A 19808-nucleotide genomic window follows, 5' to 3' on the forward strand; every position below is an offset into this window, starting at 1 on the left:
GGTATCCGGACAGACTACCCGAAAAAATGAGAACGTCGTCAGCCGTTGTGACTGCCCGGCTTGGCCAGACGCGCCATGCGCTGGGCATCGGCCAGGATGCCGCGCAGCAACCGCACTTCCTGCTCGCTCGGCTCGCTGCGCAGGAACAGGCGGCGCAGCTTGCGCATCGCCGACTCCGGCGCACGGCCCTTGTGGAAATCGATCTCGTCCAGGGTGTCGCCAAGCTGGGCGAAGAAGCTCTCCATCTGTTCGTGGCTGGCCACCTGCTCACGAAAGCCCGGTTCGGCGCCAACGGCAGGCTGGGCGCCAAGCAGCTGCATGCGCACCTCGTAGGCCAACACCTGCACGGCGGCGGCGAGGTTGAGCGAACTGAACGCCGGATCGGACGGAATGTGCACCGCCGCGTGGCACAGCTGCAGCTCCTCGTTGGTCAGGCCGGTCCGTTCCCGGCCAAACACCAGCGCCACCTCGGCACCCTCACCGGCCTTGGCGACCGCACGGGCCGCTGCGTCGGCGGGCAGGTACTCCTCCAGCTGGACCCGGCGTGCGCGGGCCGTACACCCCAGCACCAGACGGCAGTCGGCGACGGCCTCGGCCAGGGTGGCCACCACGGGCGCATCGCCGAGCACGTCCTCGGCGCCGGCCGAGCGGCGGAATGCCTCCTCGTCCAGCGGTTTTTCCGGGGCCACCAGTACCAGGCGGGCCAGGCCCATGGTCTTCAGGGCGCGGGCGGCGGCGCCCATGTTGCCGGGATGCTGGGTTCCGACCAGGACGAATCGGAGGCGGGTGGCGGCGGGGAACTGGGACATGAACAGGGAAAAGGTCGAGCTGGACGATGACCAATGGTAAACTGTGTGGCCGGCCACTGCGCCGGACCCGCTCTTTTCCCCCGCCAGTCCTACCCTTCTGCCTTTCCGGGAGCCCACGCCATGCAGAAACCCGCCGTCACCGTCATGGTCAAGGCCGCCCGCCTCGCCGGCAACGTCCTGTTGCGCAACATCAACAAGCTCGAGGCACTGAACGTGGTGCAGAAGGGGCGGATGGACTACGCCAGCGAAGTCGATGCGGATGCGGAAAAGGTCATCGTCAAGGAGCTCAAGCGCGCATATCCCGAGTACGGCGTGTTTGGCGAGGAAGGCGGCGTGCAGGGCGAACATCGCCACATGTGGGTCATCGATCCGCTGGACGGCACCAGCAACTACCTGCGCGGCGTGCCCCACTACTGTGTATCGATCGCCCTGGTCGAGAACGGCGAGCCGACCGACGCGGTCATCTTCGATCCGCTGCGCAACGAGCTGTTCACCGCCAGCCGTGGCGCGGGCGCCGTGCTGAACGACCGTCGCATCCGCGTGGCGGATCGCAAGGACCTGGGCGGCACCATGATCCAGACCGGCTTCGCTCCGCGCGAGCGCGCCCGTGCCGGCGCCCAGTTGAAGGCGGTCGATGCCCTGCTGGTGCAGGCCGAGGACATCCGCCGTACCGGTTCCGCTGCGCTGGACCTGGCCTACGTCGCCTGCGGTCGCGCCGACGCCTACTTCGAGGCCGGGGTGAAGGCCTGGGACATCGCGGCCGGCGTGCTGCTGGTGCGCGAGGCCGGTGGCAAGGTGTGCGATTTCAAGGGAGCGCCGCTTGCACGCATGGACAACCGCGGTCCGGAAACCCAGCAGGTGGTGGCGGGCAACCTGAAGGTGGCCGAGTCGCTGCAGAAGGTGCTGGTCAACACGGGCTATGCAGCCGAGTTCGACGCGAAGTTCTGAGCTTCCCTGTAAAGCGGTTCATGGAGACGGCACCTGTGAAGGTGCCGTTTTCGTATCCGCAGTGATCGTGCTTGTCACTTTCTTTGCTCGTGCAAAGAAAGTAACCAAAGAAACACGCCGCCAGGACGCGAGCCGACGTGCTGTGCACGCCGGTTCCCTGCGCTCCTCGGTCCGTCTAGGGACGGTGCGGGAACTCGCTGCGCTCAGACACCCGCACCTCTTCGCCCTCGCCGGACCTGCGGTGCTCGGCTCGCTCAAGGCGGACCCAAGGTCAAGAACCACAGCTGCACGACGATGACGGGTAGCGCCGGGCCATGCCCGGCGAGCGAAGCGGCCGCTTCGCCTTCGACCTTGAAAGTGACACCCCTCCGCAGTCGCGGAAACGATCCTGCGGGCACGCGTCGATGCTGCCGACGCGCAAACAGAAACGCCCGGCACGGGGCCGGGCGTTCCTGTAGCAGTGCGTTGCAAGCGGAGGCTTACACCACCGTCGAGGCCCGCAGCGCGGCGATGCGCTCTTCCAGCGGCGGATGGCTCATGAACAGCTTCTTCGCGGTCGAACCGGCGATGCCGAAGGCGGCGATCTGGGTCGGCAGCGTGCTCTGGCCGTGGTTGAGCTGCAGGCGCTCCAGCGCGGCGATCATCTTCTGGCGACCCGCCAGCGAGGCGCCACCGGCATCGGCGCGGAACTCACGATGGCGCGAGAACCACATCGAGATCATGGTCGCGAACAGGCCGAACACCATCTCCAGCACGAACACGATGATGTAGTAGGCGAACCCGCGGCCGCCGCCTTCGCGGTTGCCCGACAGCGCGCTGTCGATGACGCCGCCGACCACGCGCGCCAGCACGATCACGAAGGTGTTCAGCACACCCTGCAGCAGCGCCATGGTGATCATGTCACCATTCGCCACGTGGGCGATCTCGTGGCCCAGTACGGCTTCGGCCTCGTCTTCGCTCATGTTCTGCAGCAGACCGGTGGACACCGCCACCAGCGCGTTGTTGCGGTTGGCGCCGGTGGCGAACGCGTTGATCTCCGGGCCATCGTAGACCGCCACTTCGGGCATCCCGATGCCGGCCGCCTTGGCCTGGCGCTCGACGGTGGCCAGCAGCCAGCGCTCGGTCTGGTTGCGTGGCTCGGTGATCACCACCGCGCCGGTGGAGCGCTTGGCCATCCACTTGGACAACAGCAGCGAGATGAAGGAACCGCCGAAGCCGAAAATCGCAGCCATCACCAGCAGGCCGCTCATCTGGTTCGGATTGACCCCCAGCAGCGACATCACGATGCCGGCCAGGATCAGCACTGCAAAGTTGGTGGCTAGAAAGAGTGCGATGCGGGTAAACATGGGAAATTCCGGCTCGGAAGGGGTCGATATCCGCCAATTTGCGGTGCGGTCAGCTTGAATTCAAGCACCAACCTGACCGACGATTCAGCCAGCATGACCTCCCCCCTTTCCTGCGGCCGCTTCGCGCCCTCGCCTACCGGCCTGCTACACCCCGGCTCCCTGCTGGCTGCATTCGGCAGCTGGCTGCTCGCGCGCCATCACCATGGCCTGTGGCGGCTGCGCATCGAGGACATCGATCCCCCACGCACCGTGCCCGGGGCTGCGCACGCGCAGTTGCAGGCACTGGCGGCATTCGGCCTGGCCCACGATGGTCCGGTGCTGTGGCAGAGCGAACGTGGCGATGCTTACCAGCAGGCTCTGGACAGGCTGCTGGCCAGCGGGCTGGCCTTCATCTGCCACTGCAGCCGCAGCGAACTGGCAGCCCGGGGGGGCATCCACCATCGCTGCGTCGCGCGGCAGCCCCGACCGGACCCTGCCGTCCGCTTCCGCGTACCGGCCGGCAGCGTGGTGCAGTTCGACGATGGCCTGCGCGGCCGTCAGGTGCAGGACGTCCACGCCGAGGTGGGTGATTTCGTGCTGCGCCGCGCCGACGGGTGCTGGGCCTACCAGCTGGCGGTGGTGGTCGACGATGCCGCGCAGGGCGTCACCGACGTGGTGCGCGGCGCCGACCTGCTCGACTCCACCGCGCGGCAGATCCTGCTGCAGCAGGCACTCGGACTGGCAGTGCCGCGATACTGGCACCTGCCCCTGCTGCTGGACGCGCCCGGGCACAAGCTGTCCAAGTCGCTGGCCGCGCTGCCGGTCGACAGCGCCCGCCCGGTGCCGGTGCTGCGTCAGTTGTGGGGCCTGCTCGGCCAGTCGCCCGCCGCACTCGAGGGTCACGACGATCTGCACGACCTGCTCGCGGCGGCCCGGCAGGCATTCGATCCGGCCCGCCTGCCACGCACGGACATCCTGTTGCCGACGGGCGCACTTTCCGCGCCGATGTTGCAGAATCCCCCTTCCCCCACCTGAAACCCGGACTGCATTCCATGACATCTCGCGTCGCACTGGTCACCGGCGGAACCGGCGGCATCGGCACCGCCATCTGCCAACGCCTGGCCGACCAGGGCCACCGGGTCGCCACCAACTATCGTGATGAAGCCAAGGCCCGCGCCTGGCAACAGGCGATGACCGAACGCGGCTACAGCGTGTCCATCTTCGCCGGCGACGTGTCCGATCCGGACAGTGCCGAAGCGATGGTGCGCGCCGTCGAAAACGAACTGGGCCCGGTGGAGATCCTGGTCAACAACGCCGGCATCACCCGCGATACGACCTTCCACCGGATGCGTGCGGACCAGTGGCATGACGTGATCAACACCAACCTCAATTCGGTGTTCAACGTCACCCGCCCGGTCATCGAAGGCATGCGTCGCCGCGGCTGGGGCCGGGTCATCCAGATCAGCTCGATCAACGGTCTGAAGGGCCAGTACGGCCAGGCCAACTACGCCGCCGCCAAGGCCGGCATGCACGGCTTCACCATCTCACTGGCGCGCGAGAACGCGGGCTTCGGCATCACCGTCAATACCATTTCGCCGGGCTATGTCGCCACGGACATGGTCATGGCCGTGCCGGAGGAAGTGCGGGCCAAGATCATCGCCGACATTCCGACCGGGCGCCTGGGCAAGCCGGAGGAGATCGCCTACGGCGTGTCCTTCCTGGTGGCCGAGGAGGCCTCATGGATCACCGGCAGCAACCTGGACATCAACGGCGGCCACCACATGGGCTGGTGAGCCGCGCGGGGGGCGGCCGGTCACGTGCCGGACCGCACCTGCCTGCGGTCATGCTGCGCAGCACGCAAACCCTTGTTGCGCAACATGATCCGCCGTGAAAGCCAAGCCTGGCGGGGGTTGGGGCGGTTGCAACGGCTGCTGCACTGCGCCATGCTGCGCGTCTACTGTGACGAGTGACCGCTTCATGGCTGCGACCCGCATCATCAAGAAGTATCCGAACCGCCGTCTCTACGACACCGAGATTTCCAGCTACATCACCATCGAGGACGTCCGCCAGCTGATACTGGACGGTGAAGACTTCGAGGTCCGCGACGCCAAGAGCGGCGACGACCTTACCCGTTCGGTCCTGCTGCAGATCATCGCCGACCAGGAGCAGGACGGCGAGCCGATGCTCTCCACCCAGTTGCTGAGCCAGCTGATCCGCTTCTACGGCGACTCCCTGCAGGGATTCATGGGCAACTACCTGGAACGCAGCATGCAGGTGTTCCTGGACCAGCAGCAGCAGTTCCGCCAGCAGATGGGCAACCTGCTGGGCCAGACGCCGTGGGCGATGATGAACCAGCTGACCGAACGCAACCTGGAGCTATGGCAGGAATTCCAGCGCAGCATGGGCACCGGCTTCGGCGGCCCCCGCCCCGGCGGAACCGGCACGGCAACCGGAACCGGCAGCAAGCCGAACGAACCGGGCACCGGCACCGGCGGCAAGACCCGCCGCTGAGCTACGGCAGGGACTGACATGAAAACGGCGCGCCACTGGCGCGCCGTTTTTGTCTGCGGGTCATACGCAGGCAGACGTCAGCGCTTCGCCTTGCACGCCGTGCAGACGCGCTCGACCTTGTAGCCCTTCGCCTTGAGCTTCTCGACCACGCCATCGCTGCCGAGCAGATGCAGCGTGCCAACCACCACCAGCGTGCCACCCTGCCCCGCCTGAAGATAAGGCACCAGCTTCGGCACCCAGGCATCATTGCGGCCGGTATTGATGCGCTGATACAGCTGCGGATACTGCTGGCGCATCTCGGCAGCCATTTTCGTCCACAGCAGGCGCTCGTCACCGCGGCGCCATGCGTCGTGCAGCATGCGCGCCTGCTCATCGCCCTTGTCGGCCTGATCGAGGGCTTCGGACAGCATCTGCCGCTGCTCCTGCATCGACATCCCATCAAGCATGCCGATCTGCGTATCGATGTCCTCCAGACCACCGGTGCTTCGCCCGGTTGCCTGTGCGCGCTCCATGAAGTGACGGTCCAGACCGAGCGCCGGGTCCAGGCCCATCTTCTGCATCTGCCCCACTGAAATGCTCAGGCCGACAAACCAGGGTTTCATGCCCTGCATCTGCGCCAGCGGCAGCTTGTTCACGGTGGCGAACGCCTGCAGTTTCTGCCAGGTCGCTGCATCCAGATCACGCTTCAGTTCGCTGCCGTCGGTGCGCACGGCGGCCTGCACCATGCGGCTGGCCAGCTGCGGGGACTGCATGTCTTCCGGCGACAGTTCGAACAACACGCGCTGCGAGGCCCCGAAGGCCTGCTCCACATCAGCCGACAGCGGATAGTCCTGCGGCTTCAACAGATGGAACGAGCCGAGCAGATACAGCCGTGAATCGCCGGGGCCGGTGACCTTCCACAGCAGCGGTACCGGCGGCTTGACCGACGCACCTTCAGCGGCCGGGGCATTGCGGCCCTGCGCCAGTGGCGCCACCGCGCAGGCCAGCAGCAACAGGGCGGCGTGGAACAGGTGTCTGATCGTCATGTCAGCCTTCTCCTTCAGGCAGGTGGTAGGCCTTTTCGCCCGCGTCCACGCGAAGGTCCAGCCGGTTCTCCGGCGGTGCCAACGGACAGGTCGCGTAGGGCGTGAACGCGCAGGGCGGGTTGTAGGCGTGGTTGAAATCGATGAGCACGCGGCCATCGGCGCCGGGGGCGCCGGTATCCAGATAGCGGCCAGCGGGATAGCTGCCGCGGCCGCTGGTGCGGTCCGCGAAGATCAGGAACAGGGGCTCGCCGGGGGCACCGATCGCCTCCAGCCGCCAGGTCCGGCCATCACGCTCGAACTCGACGGCACCGGCATTGGGCATGTCGGTGGTCAGTCCGGTGATGTCGACGATCGGCAAGGTCTTGCCCGGTGCGTGCGCAACGAAGCGCGCCTGCACCTGCCAGTCGGGACCTCCCGGCCAGTACTGCAGGCCGGCGAAATCCCGGCGTGCAGGCGCGTCGGCATGCTTGACCCTCAGCGCATCGCGCGGACCACGCCGGATCAGGCTGAGCTGGCCCTTGCCACCGTCGAAGGCAAGCAGGGTGGGCTGCGGATCCTTGTCGGTATCCATGCGGATGCGCCCCCTCACCGGCTGGCCATTGTGAGTGAGCTCCGCCCCGGCTTCCGGCGTGAACCACCATTGCCGGCCCTCGCGCCGCAGCAGGCCGAGCTTGCCCGGCCCCACTGCCAGGCGGATGCCATTGGTGGCACCGCTGCCAACGAAGTGCGAGCTGTTCTGCAGCCAGTGCAGCCCGACCAGCGCCGTCCAGCCATCAGGCCGCGTCAGATCCTGATAACGCGCCACGCGCCATTGCTGCTGCGCTGCGGCGTATGCCGGGTCTTCCACCACCGCAGGCGCCGGCGGCGGCACCGGACTGCAGGCTGCCAGCAACAAGACAGCCAGCAGGCCGCCCATTCCCCGATACGCCATCGATGCTCCCCTCAACGTCCGCGCAGGAACCAGCGGTCGATCTCCGCCAGCGAAAAACGGGCCCAGGTCGGCCGGCCGTGGTTGCACTGGCCGGATCGCTCGGTGATCTCCATGTCGCGCAGCAGGGCGTTCATTTCCGGCACCGTCAGCCGGCGATTGGCACGCACAGCGCCATGGCAGGCCATGGTCGACAGCAGTTCATCGCGCGCGCTCGCTACGCGGCGGCTCTGGCCGTGCTCACGCAGGTCGGTCAGCACATCGCGCAGCAGCCCCTCCGGCTCGGCGTGGGCCAGCAGCGCGGGAATGCTGCGCACATGCAGCGAGCCCGGGCCGGCCCGCGTCACCTCGAAACCAAGCGCGGCCAGCGTCGCGGCCTCGCTCTCTGCGGTATCCGCTTCGCGTTCGCCCACCGCCAGCGTGATCGGCACGAGCAACGGCTGCGACTGCAGGCCGATACCATCGTGCGCGTTCTTCAGCCGCTCGTAGCCGATGCGTTCGTGCGCCGCGTGCATGTCGACCACGATCAGGCCTTCGGCATTCTCGGCCAGGATGTAGATGCCATGCAGCTGCGCGATCGCATACCCCAGGGGCGGCACGCCCGCGTCTGCACGGGTGTCCGGCAGGCCGTTTCCGCTCTGCATCGCAGGCTGCGCGGTGTCGCCTTCGCCTGCAGCAGGCGTGGCATAGAGCGCGGCGTAGGCGGCCGGCGCATCGGCAACCTGCAGGCCCAGCGGCTGCTGCGGGCGCCATCCCTGATATCCGCCACCGCCGCCCGCCCCCGGAGCAGGACCACGGACCAGACCGAATCCGGACGCGCCCACGGTCGATGCCGCCGCTGCTGCCCCCGCTTCCGCTGCCTGCCCGGCACCTGCACCGATCTCCTGCGCCGACACGCCGGCTCGGGTATCGGCCAGCGCGTCCTTCAGCGTGCGGTAGACGAAATCATGGACCAGCCGCGCATCACGGAAACGCACTTCGTGCTTGGCCGGATGCACGTTGACGTCGACGCGCGTGGGGTCGAGTTCCAGGAACAGCACGTAGGCCGGTTGCCGGCCATGGAACAGCACATCGCCGTAGGCCATCTTCACCGCGTGGGCAACGCTGCGGTCGCGCACCGAACGGCCGTTGACGTACAGGTACTGCTGGTCGGTACTGGCCCGCGAATAATGCGGCTGCGCGATCCAGCCGTGCAGGCGCAGGCCCGCGCCGCTGTGGTCCACGCGCACCGCCTGCAGCGCGAAATCATCGCCCAGTGTCTCGGACAGCCGCGCGTCCGAATACAGGTCACCCGGCTTGTAGCGGCGTGATGCCTTGCCATTGTGCGAGACCCGCAGCTCGACGTCCGGCCGCGCCAGCGCCAGCGAGCGCAGCCATTCTTCGATGTGCCCCAGTTCGGTGCGCTCGGCGCGCAGGAACTTGCGTCGCGCGGGCACGTTGTAGAACAGCTCGCGCACTTCCACCGTGGTACCCGGTGCGTGCGCGCGCGGCGTGACCTCGCCGATCTTGCCGCCATCGATCTGCAGCGCGGAACCGTGCTCGTCATCTGCGCGGCGCGACGCCAGGGTGAAACGACTGACCGACGCGATCGATGGCAGCGCTTCGCCGCGGAACCCGAGCGTGGCCACCGACTCCAGATCGTCCAGGTTGGCGATCTTGCTGGTGGCGTGCCGCGAGACGGCCAATGGCAGCTGCTCCGCTGCGATGCCACTGCCGTTGTCGCGGATGCGGATCAGGCGCACGCCGCCTTCTTCCAGGTCGATGTCGACACGGCTGGCGCCGGCATCGATCGCATTCTCGACCAGTTCCTTGACCACTGACGCGGGGCGCTCGACCACCTCGCCGGCGGCGATCTGGTTGATCAGGATGTCCGGCAGGGGCCGGATCGGGCGCGGGCCGGGCGCGCTCATGGGGCAAGGTAGGCAGCAGACTTCATGCGCCGATGATAGCGGAGGTACCGCGTGGAGAGTCGAGCCGGATCACCTGTGCGATGCCGATGATGCGCCACGCCCCAGGCATGGCCGGTCCAACAGGGTGCGGCCTACTTGCTGCCGCCGGCCATGGTGGCAGCCGCGTCGATCTCGGCCTGTGCGCGGGCCGCGTAGAGCGTCCCCGGCGGCGGCTGCCGGCTGAAGAACGTGTGCACGCCATCGAGCACCGCACCGGCGATCTTGCGCTGGTAGCCCGGGTCGATCAGGCGGCGCTCCTCGTCCGGATTGGAGATGAAGGCGGTTTCCACCAGCATCGCCGGCATGTCCGAGGTGCGCAGCACCGCGAAGTTGGCCCGCTCGATGTTTGGCTTGTGGTTGTTGCCGATCCGCTTCAGTCCACCCAGTACGTGGCCGGCCGCATCTTCGGACGCTTTCATGTAACCGCTCTGCGCCAGATCGAGCAGAACGTTGGCCAGCGTGCCTTCAGTCTGCTGCAGGCGCACACCACCGACCAGATCGGCGGCGTTTTCCTTGTCCGCCAGCCAGCGCGCACGCTGCGACGAGGCACCCTTGGTGGACAGCACGTACACCGATGAACCGGTCGCCGAGCGGTTCTCGGCGGCGTCCGCATGAATCGAGATGAAGATGTCAGCCTTGTTCGCGCGGGCCTTCTGTGCGCGCATCGGCAGCGGGATGAACACGTCGCTGTCGCGGGTCAGATAGGCTTTCAGGCCCGGCGTGGCATTGACCTGACGGGCCAGCTCACGCGCCACCGCCAGGGTAACGTCTTTCTCGCGCTTGCCGGTGGGTCCGATCGCGCCCGGATCCTGTCCGCCGTGGCCGGGATCGATCGCCACCACCAGGTGCCGCATGCCAGGCTGCATACGGATGCGCGAAGCGTCGCTGGGCATCGCCGGACGCGGCGGTTCGGGCGGCGGCGATGCCGGTACCGGTGCCGGGGCTGGCGGATTGCTCACCACCGCAGCGGTGCGCTGGCCGGCCAGGATCGCCGCGGGCGACGATGCCGGCGGGGTGCTGCTGGCGCTGGTGCCCGCAGCGGCCACCTGCACGGGCGCGGTGGACGGCGCCGGCGTGGGCGCGGCCGGGGCGGCAGCCGTGGCACTGGCCTGCTGCTGCACCTGCGCGGTCAACAACGCGGTAGCGCGGGCGGCGTCGCTGCGCGTCTGCATGCTGGGTGCCGTCGTCTGCGTGGTCGTGGCAACCGGAGCCGGAGCCGGCGCCGGCGCCGCAGCGGCCACGCCCGGGCTGTCACCCGGCCATTCGATCACCAGCTTTGACGCCTCTCCTTCGCGCTGCATCTGCGGGCGGAACGGCGCCACGGATTCCGCAAGATCGAAAACAACACGGAAGGTGCCCGGAACCGGTTGTCCGGTGCGCACTGCCGTCACCACGCCCTGCGCAGCGGGCATCTTCAGGTTGCGCACGGCAGTGGAATCCGGGAAATCGACCACCAGCCGGTTCGGGTTGGCCAGTGACAGCGTCTTGTAGCCGCCACTGCCGACCAGCGAGATTTCCGCGCGGGTGCCGGTGGAGCCTGTATTCAGCTGTACCTGACGGACTTCACCCGCCCACGCACTGAGGCTCGCCAGACCCAGTCCGACGGCGGCACAGATGGCGATGAGACGGTTCCCCAGGCGCATGGCTCAGGATTCAATCACCGCGCTGAACGGAATGCAATACCTTTTTCCTTAATAATCCGTAACCTGCCGATCTTTGTTCTCGTCAGGCGACAGAAACAGGCCGCAAGTCTCCACCTTCGGCCAGCCGCTGCAGCCATTCCCGGCCAGCGTCGCTGAGCCCACTGAGACGCGCCCGGCGCCCCTGGCCCTCGATCTCCAGCGCCACGACCAGGTCCGTCGGCGGCAATGCGCCCGCCCCCCGTTCCGGCCACTCGACCAGCCACAGCACCGCACTGCCCTCGTCCAGGCCCAGGAAATCCAGTTCCCCGGCCTGGCCGATGCGGTACAGGTCCAGATGCCACGCCTCGCCGCCACTGGCCAGCGGATAGCGCTCGACCAGGGTGTAGGTCGGGCTGCGGATCGCACCCTGCACGCCCAGCGCACGCAGCAGCGCACGCGCGGTGGTGGATTTGCCGGCGCCGAGGTCGCCGCGCAGCTCGATCAACGCCTGCGGCGGTCGCGTGGCCGCCAGCCACTGCCCGAGACGTTCGGTGGCATCGCTGTCGGCAAGGAAGAATTCGTTCATGGGGAGCGTTCCGGATTGGCCAGCCGCCGCAGGGGCGCCAGCAGGTCGGTGGGAAGCAGACCACGCGCGCCGTCGATGGCAGCGGCGTCGCCGGCAAGCGCGTGCAGCAGGGCGCCGCCTGCTGCGGCATCGAATGCGTCCAATCCCTGCGCGCGCAGTCCAGCAATGACGCCGGTCAGCAGATCTCCCATGCCACCGACCGCCATGCCCGGATTGCCGGCCGCGATCAGCCGCGGCAGCCGCGCAGGTGCCGCGACTACACTGCCGGCACCCTTCAGCACCACCGTGGCGTGATAGCGCTCGGCCAGCGCCTGCGCGCTGCCGAAGCGATCGGCCTGCACCTCGGCGGTACTGCAGCCCAGCAGGCGTGCAGCCTCTCCCGGATGCGGCGTCAGGATGGCATCAGGCACCGCGTGCGGGTTCTGCGCCAGCAGATTCAGGGCATCGGCGTCGATCACCAGCGGACGCCCGCAGGCGAGCACGCTGGCATGCAGCGCACGCGCCCAGTCGTCCTGGCCAAGGCCCGGCCCGATCGCAACGACCCGTGCGCGGTCCAGCAGCGCAGGCAACGCCGCGCCATCTTCCAGCGCATGCGCCATCGCCTCGGGCAGGCGCGCAAGCATCGCCCCCACATGCTCACGACGGGTGCCGACACTGAGCAGTCCAGCACCGGCACGCAGTGCGGCCTCGGCCGCCATCACCGCTGCGCCGCCACTGCCGCGGTTGCCGCCCACACACAGCACATGCCCGGACTCGCCCTTGTGGGTATTGGCCCGGCGCGGCGGCAGCAGCGCCCGCAGACGGTCGCCGACCCAGCGTTCCGCGCTGGCCGCGATGCCTTCCCGCGCCGCCTCCGGCAGGTCCAACGGCGCCAGCCGACGCTGGCCGACATGATCCAGCGCGTCGCCGGTGTACAGGCCCCGGTGGCAGACAATGAACTGCAGGGTGACCGCCGCGCGCACCGCAACGCCGGGAACGCCGCCCTGATCGGCATCGACACCGCTGGGTACATCCAGTGCCAGCACCGGCGCCGGAGAGGCGTTGAGTGCTTCGATCAGCGCCTTCGCCATGCCGGCCGGGGCCCGATCCAGGCCGAGACCGAACAGCGCATCCACGCCGACGTCGGCGACCGGCAGCTGGCCGTCGAATTCGATGCTGCTGCCGCCGGCGGCAGCGAATGCCGCCGCCGCCTGCTGCGCCAGCGACGTGGCGGGCAGCCTGCCCGGCAGGGTGATCACCTGCACCTGGCGGCCCGCCTGCAGCGCATGGGTCGCCAGTACGTAGCCATCGCCGCCGTTGTTACCGGCGCCAGCCACCACATAGAGACTGCGGGCATCCGGCCATTGCTGCAGCAGGCACTGCCAGCCCGCCAGGCCAGCCTGCGCCATCAGGCTCCAGCCACCATCACCGGCAAGCACCGACGCGCGGGCATCCAGCGCGCGCGCAGCAGCGGTGTCGAACAGAAGAGAGAGATCGGGCATGCCGGGATTTTATACTGGTGCACATGTCCTCCGTCCCCGCCCCTGCCCCAGCCGACCCGGTCCAGGCCGTGCAGCGCATCCGCGAACTGGCCCGTGCACACGGTTTCCAGCGCTGCGGCATTGCCGGCATCGAGCTGGGCGAGGACGAGGCACACCTGGCCGACTGGCTGGGCCAGGGCCTGTACGGGACCATGGACTGGATGGCACGCCACGGCACGCTGCGCGCACGCCCGGCCGAACTGCTGCCGGGCACGGTGCGGGTCATTTCCGTGGGCATGGACTACAGCCACCGCGACGATACCGAAGCCTGGGCGACCCTGGCCGATCCCGGCCGCGCCTACGTGGCGCGCTACGCGCTGGGGCGCGACTACCACAAGCTGATGCGCAACCGCCTGCAGAAGCTCGCTGCGCGGATCAACGATGAAGTCGCGCCACTGGGCTACCGCGTTTTCGTCGATTCGGCACCGGTGCTGGAACGGGCCCTGGCCCGCAACGCCGGGCTCGGCTGGATCGGCAAGCACACCTGCCTGATCGATCGCCAGGGAGGCTCATGGTTCTTCATCGGCGAGATCTACATCGACCTGCCGTTGCCGGTCGACGCGCCCGCCACTGCGCACTGCGGCACCTGCACGCGCTGCATCGACATCTGCCCCACGCGCGCCATCACCAGCCCGCAGCGGCTGGATGCGCGCCGCTGCATTTCCTATCTGACCATCGAGCATGACGGCGCGATCCCCGAGGACATGCGGCCGCTGATCGGCAATCGCATCTACGGCTGCGACGACTGCCAGCTGGTCTGCCCGTGGAACAAGTTTGCCAAGCGCACCGATGAAGCCGATTTCCGCGCACGCAACAACCTGGACACCGCGCGCCTGGATCAGCTGTTCGCCTGGGACGAGGCGGAATTCCTGCGCCGCACCGAAGGCAGCCCGATCCGTCGCAGCGGCCATGAGCGCTGGCTGCGCAACATCGCCGTGGCACTGGGCAACGCGCCGACAGCACCGCAGACCCTGGCCGCACTGCAGACCCGCATCGATGATCCCTCGCCGCTGGTGCGCGAGCACGTGCAGTGGGCGCTGGCACAGCACCGCACGACCTGAGCCGGGCGTGCCCGGCGCGCGCCAACGTGCGATCCTGAGTGCCCGCTCCACCCGCAGCGCGCCGTACCCATGCAGCCACGCAACAACGACATTCTCACTCCCAGCCAGCTCAACACGCTGGCACGCGATCTGCTGGAGGGCAGCTTCCCGGCGATCTGGGTCGAAGCCGAACTGGGCAGCGTGGCCCGCCCTGCGTCCGGGCACCTGTACTTCACCCTGAAGGACGCACGGGCACAGCTGCGTGCGGCGATGTTCCGGATGAAGGCGCAGTACCTGAAGTTCGTACCGCGCGAGGGCATGCGCGTGCTGGTGCGTGGCCGGGTGACCCTGTACGACGCACGCGGCGAGTACCAGATGGTGCTCGACCACATGGAGGAAGCCGGTGAAGGCGCGCTGCGGCGGGCGTTCGAGGAGCTGAAGGCGCGCTTGGACGCCGAAGGCCTGTTCGATCCTGCACGCAAGCGGGCACTGCCCGCGCATGTGCGGCGGCTGGCGGTGATCACCTCGCCGACCGGCGCCGCCGTGCGCGATGTGCTGAGCGTACTGGGCCGTCGTTTCCCGCTGCTGGAGGTGGACCTGCTGCCGACCCTGGTGCAGGGCTCCAGCGCCGCCGCGCAGATCACCCGCCTGCTGCAGGCAGCCGATGCCAGTGGTCGCTACGACGTGATCCTGCTGACCCGCGGCGGCGGTTCACTGGAAGATCTATGGGCGTTCAACGACGAAGCGCTGGCGCGCGCGATCGCCGCCAGCGATACGCCGGTCGTGTCGGCCGTCGGCCACGAGACCGACTTCAGCCTGAGTGATTTTGCCGCTGACCTGCGCGCGCCGACACCTTCGGTGGCGGCCGAGCTGCTGGTCCCCGACCAGCGTGACCTGGCCCTGCGCCTGCGCCGCTATGCCGCGCGGCTGGCACAGCTGCAGCGCCACGCGGTAGGACAGGCCATGCAGCGCGCCGACCGTGCGCTGTTGCGATTGAATGCGCAGAGTCCACAGGCCCGGCTGGACCTGTTGCGGCGCCGTCAGCTGGAGCTGGGCCGGCGGCTGCACGCGGCGTTCAACCAGCAGCAGGAGCGCCGTGCCGCGCGCCTGCGCCATGCTGCCGCGGTGCTGCGTGGCCATCATCCGCAGCGCCAGCTGGACGCGATGCAGCGTCGCCTGTCGGCCCTGCGCGGACGCCCCCATGCAGCGATGCAGCGGCTGCTGCAACGCGATGCGCTGCGCCTGCGCGGCCTGGCCCGGTCCCTGGAAGCGGTCAGTCCATTGGCCACGGTGGCACGCGGTTACAGCATCGTGACCCGTGCCGATGATGGTGCACTGGTACGACAGGTTGAACAGGTCCAGCCCGGCGACGCACTGCAGGCACGCGTGGGCGACGGCGTCATCGACGTGCAGGTCACCTCGGTCAGGTAAGCGGGGGCCAAGGCGCAGCCCGGCGTGCGCCTTCCTACCTGGCCGCCTCGCAGAACTGCTTCCGGTACTCCAGCGCCTTCGGCATCAGGGCCTGCAGATTCTGGATCCGGGTTCCTGGGTTGGGATGGGTGGAGGCAAACTCCGGCGGCGACTGACCACCACTGGCCTGGCCCATCCGCTGCCACAGCGGCACCGCTTCGCGCGGATCGAAACAGGCAGCCGCAGCCAGCATCAGCCCCACCTCATCGGCCTGGGTCTCGTGGCTGCGTGCGTAGGGCAGCAGATAGCCATAACCCATCGCCGACATCACCATCTGCTGCTGCTGCGCATCCATGCCACTGGCAGCCCCGGCCATCTGCCCGATCTGGGTCAGCTTCTGCTGTGCCATGCGCTGCGCTCCATGGCGCAGCAGCGCATGGGCGATCTCATGCCCCATCACCACCGCCATCGCATCCTTGGTCCGCGCCACCGGCACCAGACCGGTATAGACCGCCATCTTCCCGCCCGGCAGGCAGAAGGCGTTGGCCTGCTCGGAGGGGATCACGTTCACCTCCCACTGGAAGCTGCGCGCGAAATGGGCCGGCTCCACGCCATGCTCCCGCGCCAATGCGGTCTCCACCACATCGACCTTGGCGATCAACCGCTCGGCAATCGCACGCACGTCACGCGAGATCTGCGCGTTCGGGTCCAGTGGCCGCTCCTGCGCCAGGATCTGCTGGTAGGCCTGCAGGCCCAGCGCGGTTTCCTGCTGGGCATCCAGGCTGCTGTCGATCATGACCTTCTCGCCGGTATAGGGATCGACCGTCCGGTTCGAAAACCAGTAAAAGGCCGCGTAACCCGCCGCCAGCAGCAGTACCCACCAGCGGATGTTGCCGAACAGGCCACGCCGCTGCGGGCCCTGCGGCGAGCGGGAAAATGGGTCGTTGCGCATGCGGTGGTCTTCCGGCTGGCCCCGCCGGCCGGCGGGCACGGCGCAATCTTAGTGTGCCGGAGCCCGCGCCGGGTGAAGCCGGCCGCTCAGATGCCGCGTACCAGGCGGAACCCGATGCGGGCATTGGTGGTGTCCGAGTCCTGCGACTGCCGCCAGGCCGCCCGGGTCTGCTCGGGAGAGTTCGCCCAGTTGCCTCCGCGGATCACCCGCGCCCGACAACCCGGGTTGAACCAGGCCACGCCGTCGGAGGGCGCACGCCGGTAGCTGGAATGCCAGCAGTCGGCCACCCATTCGCTGAGATTGCCGGCCATGTCGTGCAGGCCGAACGCGTTGGCCCGGAAGTTCGCCACCGGCGCCGGGCCCCACCAGCCATCGCCATAGCCGATGAACGCGTTGTGCCAATGCCGGCCAGACGGCGAGACATCCTTGCTGCCGGTGAAGTTGCCGCTGCCCGGCGGGGGCGTGCCTGTATCCCCCCAGGGATAACGGCCGCTGCTGCCGGCGCGCAGCGCATACTCGAACTCGGCCTCGCTGGGCAGCCGGTAGCTGTAGCCGGTCTGCTCGGACAGCCACGCGGCATAGTTTTCCGCGTCGCGCACGCTCACATGCATCACAGGCGCGTTGCCCAGCGCGCGCGCGCCGTCGTAATCCGAGCGCCAGTCGACACCGCTGCGGCGGATGAAGTTGCCGCTGCGCTCGTCATAGACCACCGAATGACCGCGACGGGTCGCGCGTGGGCGGGCATTGGTGGCTTTGACGTAGCGCTCGAAATCGCTGACGGTCACCTCGGTGATGGCCATCGCGAAACCGCGGTCAAACCGCACGTAATGCGAAGGGCGCTCGGCATCGGTGGCGCCGGGCTCGGCATCCCCTGCACCCATCTGGAAGCCGCCATGCGGCACCACCACCATCTGCGGGCCACGCCCGCCATCGCGCATCGCGTCGCTGAACACCTGGCCGGGACGGAAGCTGCCGTAATGGGTTGCCAGATCGATGCGCTCGCGCAGCTGCGCCACGACCGCGTCGCCGGGCAGCGCGATGCGCAGTGCTTCGGCCAGCTTCTCGCGTGCAGGTTTCAGGCCCTGCGGCGTCGCCAGGTCGCGCAGGCCCTCGTCGCGCAGCTGCGCCAGGGTGTTGGCCCGGATCTGCTCGATGCGCTCGAAGGCGTCGGCGATGGTCGGCGAGGAATCACGGACCTTGCTGGCTTCGGCCAGCCAGATGCCGGCACTGGCGAAGTCACGGCGGCGGGCGGCCTCCTCGGCACGCCGGATCAGGCCGCTCTCCGCCGCAGCAAGGCCCTGGCGTGCGCGGCGGTTGCCCTCGTCAAGCGCCAACGCCTCGCGGAAACTGCCGATCGCGCCGTCACCGTCCTCGCCGATCCGGTCCGCGCGCAGGTCCTCCTCGCCGGCCCGGTTGTAGGCCACCACGCGTTGCGCGATCTCCACCCGCGCCTGCAGGGCACGCACCTTTTCATCGTCAGGGGCCAGGGTCAGCAACACCAGCGCCTGGCGTCCCGCTTCGGCCAGCGCCTCGCGCTGCTGCAGCGGCCGCACCAGCAAGGCATCGGTCTGCTGCAGCAGGCGCTGGCGGGCACGCTGCAGGCCAGCACGGGCCTGGCGGTCGTCAGGCACCTCCTCCTGCACCGCCAGCCACAGCGGGATGGCGGCATCGCCATCCTCGTACAGCCGATCCTGGGCAAACGCCTGCTCGGCGCCCCTGCGCAGCTGCGCCAGACTGCGCCCCTCCCGATCGACACGGGGCGGCGTCCACTGCTGCACGTCTTCGGCGGCATCCTGACCGGCGATGGTCACGCTGCCCTGCACCGCCGGCCGATCCTCCGGCGCCGGCGGCGATGCCGCCTGGCCGGAACCCTCGCCGGCCTTGCCTGCCGGTGTCGGCGGTGACGGGGTGCAGGCGACCAGAGCCAGGGCCAGGCTGGCGCACAGCGCGGACGACAGCGGAAAACGCAAGCAGAGCCTCCTTCGGCACGGACGCGGACCGACGTTAGGCTATTCTCCCCTGCCTGAGCAAACCCGAGTAGCAGGCCCTGACCCGTGGCAATCTGGATCACCACCCCCGCCGAGCTGGATGCGTACTACCAGCAGCGTCCCACCCGCATCGGTCTGGACACCGAATTCATCCGTGAACGCACCTTCTGGCCGCAACTGGCGCTGGTGCAGATGGCGGTCGGCGAGGACATCCTGCTGATCGATCCGCTGATTCCCGGCATGCCCGAAGCACTGGCCCCCTGGCTGACCGATACGTCGATCATCAAGGTGATGCACAGCGCCAGCGAGGATCTGGTGGCCTTCAAATGGACCTGCGGCGTGCTGCCACGACCGCTGTTCGATACCCAGATCGGCGCGGCGCTGGCCGGCATCGGTGCCGGCATGGGCTACCAGAAGCTGGTGCAGGAGATCACCGGCGTGACCCTGGCCAAGGGCGAGACCCGCTCGGACTGGATGCGCCGCCCGCTCTCCGAGTCGCAGCTGCAGTATGCCGCCGATGACGTCGAGCACCTGTTCGCGCTGCATGACGCGATCGACGCGAGACTGCAGGCGATGGGACGCCAGCAGTGGCTGCACGACGACGCTGAACGCCTGTTGGCCAGCGTCGCCAACGATGAGGACCGCTGGCCGCACCTGTCCATGCGCTCGGCCCAGTTCCTCGATGCCGAGGCACAGCGACGCCTGCTGCGCCTGCTGCGCTGGCGCGATGTGCAGGCACGCCAGAGCGACCGGCCGCGCAGCTGGATCCTGGACAACGAACTTGCCGCCCTGCTGGCGCGCTCGCCACCGGCCGATGTCGACGCGCTCGCCAAGCTGTTCGAGCCGTTCCCGAAGGCGCCGCGCAAGCTGACAGCCGCCGTGTGGCAGGCCCTGGACACTCCGCTGGCCGATGAGCAGGACGCGCCGCTGGCCACCCAGCCCACCGACAGCAGCAAGAAGACGCTGAAGAAAATGCAGGACGCCGTGGCCGAATGCAGCCGCGAGCTGGGCCTGGCGGACGGCGTACTGGCCTCGCGCAAGCACCTGGAAAGCTACCTGGAGCACCGCCAGTGGCCGTCGGCGCTGGCCGGATGGCGCCAGCAGGCGCTGGAATCGCGCCTGCAGCCATTGTTGCCGGTGCGCTGACAACCCGCTGCAGCAACGGGAAGGGGCGGCCAGGATCACCGGGCCGCCC

Annotated in this window: 17 protein-coding genes; 7 read left to right on the plus strand and 10 right to left on the minus strand. The window is 68.6% G+C overall.

The features are described 5' to 3' along the window. Positions 1–38: 38 nt before the first annotated feature. On the minus strand, positions 39–809 hold the full coding sequence (locus N5J29_RS06755) for an RNA methyltransferase (RefSeq protein WP_053520091.1): 771 nt from the start codon (positions 807–809) through the stop codon (positions 39–41). 120 nt (positions 810–929) lie between these two features. On the opposite strand from N5J29_RS06755, the gene N5J29_RS06760 reads away from it, so the two are divergent. Continuing rightward, positions 930–1757: an inositol monophosphatase family protein gene (locus tag N5J29_RS06760; RefSeq protein ID WP_053520092.1), complete on the plus strand. Its 828-nt coding sequence runs from the start codon at positions 930–932 to the stop codon at positions 1755–1757. A 479-nt stretch (positions 1758–2236) separates the two neighbouring features. Here N5J29_RS06760 and htpX read toward each other — a convergent pair whose 3' ends face one another. Next, on the minus strand, positions 2237–3103 hold the full coding sequence (gene htpX, locus N5J29_RS06765; protein WP_053520093.1) for a protease HtpX: 867 nt from the start codon (positions 3101–3103) through the stop codon (positions 2237–2239). Positions 3104–3196: 93 nt separating this feature from the next. Between htpX and gluQRS the strand changes: the two genes are divergently transcribed. The 3 genes from gluQRS (at position 3197) to phaR (ending at position 5593) form a co-directional block, all read left to right on the plus strand. Continuing rightward, on the plus strand, positions 3197–4117 hold the full coding sequence (gene gluQRS / locus N5J29_RS06770; protein ID WP_065181923.1) for a tRNA glutamyl-Q(34) synthetase GluQRS: 921 nt from the start codon (positions 3197–3199) through the stop codon (positions 4115–4117). Positions 4118–4134: 17 nt separating this feature from the next. After that, positions 4135–4875, plus strand: a complete 741-nt coding sequence (gene phbB / locus N5J29_RS06775) for an acetoacetyl-CoA reductase (protein WP_065175510.1) — start codon at positions 4135–4137, stop codon at positions 4873–4875. Positions 4876–5059: 184 nt separating this feature from the next. Then, positions 5060–5593 carry a polyhydroxyalkanoate synthesis repressor PhaR gene (gene phaR, locus N5J29_RS06780; RefSeq protein WP_164150583.1) on the plus strand — a complete coding sequence of 178 codons (534 nt, stop codon included), beginning with the start codon at positions 5060–5062 and terminating at the stop codon, positions 5591–5593. Between the two features lie 77 nt (positions 5594–5670). Here the strand turns inward: phaR and N5J29_RS06785 are convergent, their stop codons facing one another. The 6 genes from N5J29_RS06785 to N5J29_RS06810 form a co-directional block, all read right to left on the minus strand. Beyond that, positions 5671–6618, minus strand: a complete 948-nt coding sequence (locus N5J29_RS06785) for a TraB/GumN family protein (RefSeq protein ID WP_164150585.1) — start codon at positions 6616–6618, stop codon at positions 5671–5673. Position 6619: 1 nt separating this feature from the next. Beyond that, positions 6620–7549 carry a DUF1684 domain-containing protein gene (locus N5J29_RS06790; protein WP_164150587.1) on the minus strand — a complete coding sequence of 310 codons (930 nt, stop codon included), beginning with the start codon at positions 7547–7549 and terminating at the stop codon, positions 6620–6622. An 11-nt stretch (positions 7550–7560) separates the two neighbouring features. Beyond that, the gene (mutL, locus tag N5J29_RS06795; protein ID WP_164150589.1) at positions 7561–9456 is read right to left on the minus strand and encodes a DNA mismatch repair endonuclease MutL; all 1896 of its coding nucleotides are present in this window, start codon (positions 9454–9456) and stop codon (positions 7561–7563) included. Between the two features lie 131 nt (positions 9457–9587). Further along, positions 9588–11138, minus strand: a complete 1551-nt coding sequence (locus tag N5J29_RS06800; protein WP_164150591.1) for an N-acetylmuramoyl-L-alanine amidase — start codon at positions 11136–11138, stop codon at positions 9588–9590. A gap of 82 nt (positions 11139–11220) precedes the next feature. Then, complete coding sequence (gene tsaE, locus N5J29_RS06805; RefSeq protein ID WP_111186443.1) at positions 11221–11703, minus strand: tRNA (adenosine(37)-N6)-threonylcarbamoyltransferase complex ATPase subunit type 1 TsaE; 483 nt, start codon at positions 11701–11703, stop codon at positions 11221–11223. Continuing rightward, complete coding sequence (locus N5J29_RS06810) at positions 11700–13184, minus strand: NAD(P)H-hydrate dehydratase (protein WP_164150593.1); 1485 nt, start codon at positions 13182–13184, stop codon at positions 11700–11702. The genes tsaE and N5J29_RS06810 overlap by 4 nt, the downstream gene beginning before the upstream one ends. Positions 13185–13207: 23 nt before the next feature. Here N5J29_RS06810 and queG point away from each other — a divergent pair, with 23 nt between their 5' ends. Together queG and xseA are read left to right on the plus strand one after the other, a co-directional pair. Next, positions 13208–14284: a tRNA epoxyqueuosine(34) reductase QueG gene (queG, locus tag N5J29_RS06815; RefSeq protein ID WP_164150595.1), complete on the plus strand. Its 1077-nt coding sequence runs from the start codon at positions 13208–13210 to the stop codon at positions 14282–14284. A gap of 69 nt (positions 14285–14353) precedes the next feature. Beyond that, positions 14354–15694 (plus strand): exodeoxyribonuclease VII large subunit, encoded by a 1341-nt coding sequence (gene xseA / locus N5J29_RS06820; protein ID WP_164150597.1) that lies wholly within the window; start codon positions 14354–14356, stop codon positions 15692–15694. 34 nt (positions 15695–15728) lie between these two features. Here the strand turns inward: xseA and N5J29_RS06825 are convergent, their stop codons facing one another. Together N5J29_RS06825 and N5J29_RS06830 are read right to left on the minus strand one after the other, a co-directional pair. Further along, positions 15729–16625 carry a M48 family metallopeptidase gene (locus N5J29_RS06825; RefSeq protein ID WP_053520218.1) on the minus strand — a complete coding sequence of 299 codons (897 nt, stop codon included), beginning with the start codon at positions 16623–16625 and terminating at the stop codon, positions 15729–15731. Positions 16626–16711: 86 nt separating this feature from the next. Then, entirely contained in the window at positions 16712–18595 is a 1884-nt protein-coding gene (locus N5J29_RS06830; RefSeq protein ID WP_279924253.1) for a formylglycine-generating enzyme family protein, read from the minus strand. An 84-nt stretch (positions 18596–18679) separates the two neighbouring features. Between N5J29_RS06830 and rnd the strand changes: the two genes are divergently transcribed. Then, positions 18680–19759: a ribonuclease D gene (gene rnd, locus N5J29_RS06835; protein WP_053520336.1), complete on the plus strand. Its 1080-nt coding sequence runs from the start codon at positions 18680–18682 to the stop codon at positions 19757–19759. Positions 19760–19808 lie beyond the last annotated feature (49 nt).

It is taken from the genome of Stenotrophomonas sp. GD03680 (genome assembly GCF_029844625.1).
GTDB classification, from domain to species: domain Bacteria; phylum Pseudomonadota; class Gammaproteobacteria; order Xanthomonadales; family Xanthomonadaceae; genus Stenotrophomonas; species Stenotrophomonas maltophilia_P.

What these genes read in the sequence shown, in the direction of transcription:
- gluQRS (WP_065181923.1), top strand. Translation starts at nt 3,197, where the DNA reads ATGACCTCCCCCCTTTCCTGCGGCCGCTTCGCGCCCTCGCCTACCGGC.
- htpX (WP_053520093.1), bottom strand. Translation starts at nt 3,103, where the DNA reads ATGTTTACCCGCATCGCACTCTTTCTAGCCACCAACTTTGCAGTGCTG.
- mutL (WP_164150589.1), bottom strand. Translation starts at nt 9,456, where the DNA reads ATGAGCGCGCCCGGCCCGCGCCCGATCCGGCCCCTGCCGGACATCCTG.
- N5J29_RS06825 (WP_053520218.1), bottom strand. Translation starts at nt 16,625, where the DNA reads ATGCGCAACGACCCATTTTCCCGCTCGCCGCAGGGCCCGCAGCGGCGT.
- queG (WP_164150595.1), top strand. Translation starts at nt 13,208, where the DNA reads ATGTCCTCCGTCCCCGCCCCTGCCCCAGCCGACCCGGTCCAGGCCGTG.
- N5J29_RS06785 (WP_164150585.1), bottom strand. Translation starts at nt 6,618, where the DNA reads ATGACGATCAGACACCTGTTCCACGCCGCCCTGTTGCTGCTGGCCTGC.
- N5J29_RS06760 (WP_053520092.1), top strand. Translation starts at nt 930, where the DNA reads ATGCAGAAACCCGCCGTCACCGTCATGGTCAAGGCCGCCCGCCTCGCC.
- N5J29_RS06810 (WP_164150593.1), bottom strand. Translation starts at nt 13,184, where the DNA reads ATGCCCGATCTCTCTCTTCTGTTCGACACCGCTGCTGCGCGCGCGCTG.
- xseA (WP_164150597.1), top strand. Translation starts at nt 14,354, where the DNA reads ATGCAGCCACGCAACAACGACATTCTCACTCCCAGCCAGCTCAACACG.
- phaR (WP_164150583.1), top strand. Translation starts at nt 5,060, where the DNA reads ATGGCTGCGACCCGCATCATCAAGAAGTATCCGAACCGCCGTCTCTAC.
- N5J29_RS06755 (WP_053520091.1), bottom strand. Translation starts at nt 809, where the DNA reads ATGTCCCAGTTCCCCGCCGCCACCCGCCTCCGATTCGTCCTGGTCGGA.
- N5J29_RS06800 (WP_164150591.1), bottom strand. Translation starts at nt 11,138, where the DNA reads ATGCGCCTGGGGAACCGTCTCATCGCCATCTGTGCCGCCGTCGGACTG.
- phbB (WP_065175510.1), top strand. Translation starts at nt 4,135, where the DNA reads ATGACATCTCGCGTCGCACTGGTCACCGGCGGAACCGGCGGCATCGGC.
- tsaE (WP_111186443.1), bottom strand. Translation starts at nt 11,703, where the DNA reads ATGAACGAATTCTTCCTTGCCGACAGCGATGCCACCGAACGTCTCGGG.
- N5J29_RS06790 (WP_164150587.1), bottom strand. Translation starts at nt 7,549, where the DNA reads ATGGCGTATCGGGGAATGGGCGGCCTGCTGGCTGTCTTGTTGCTGGCA.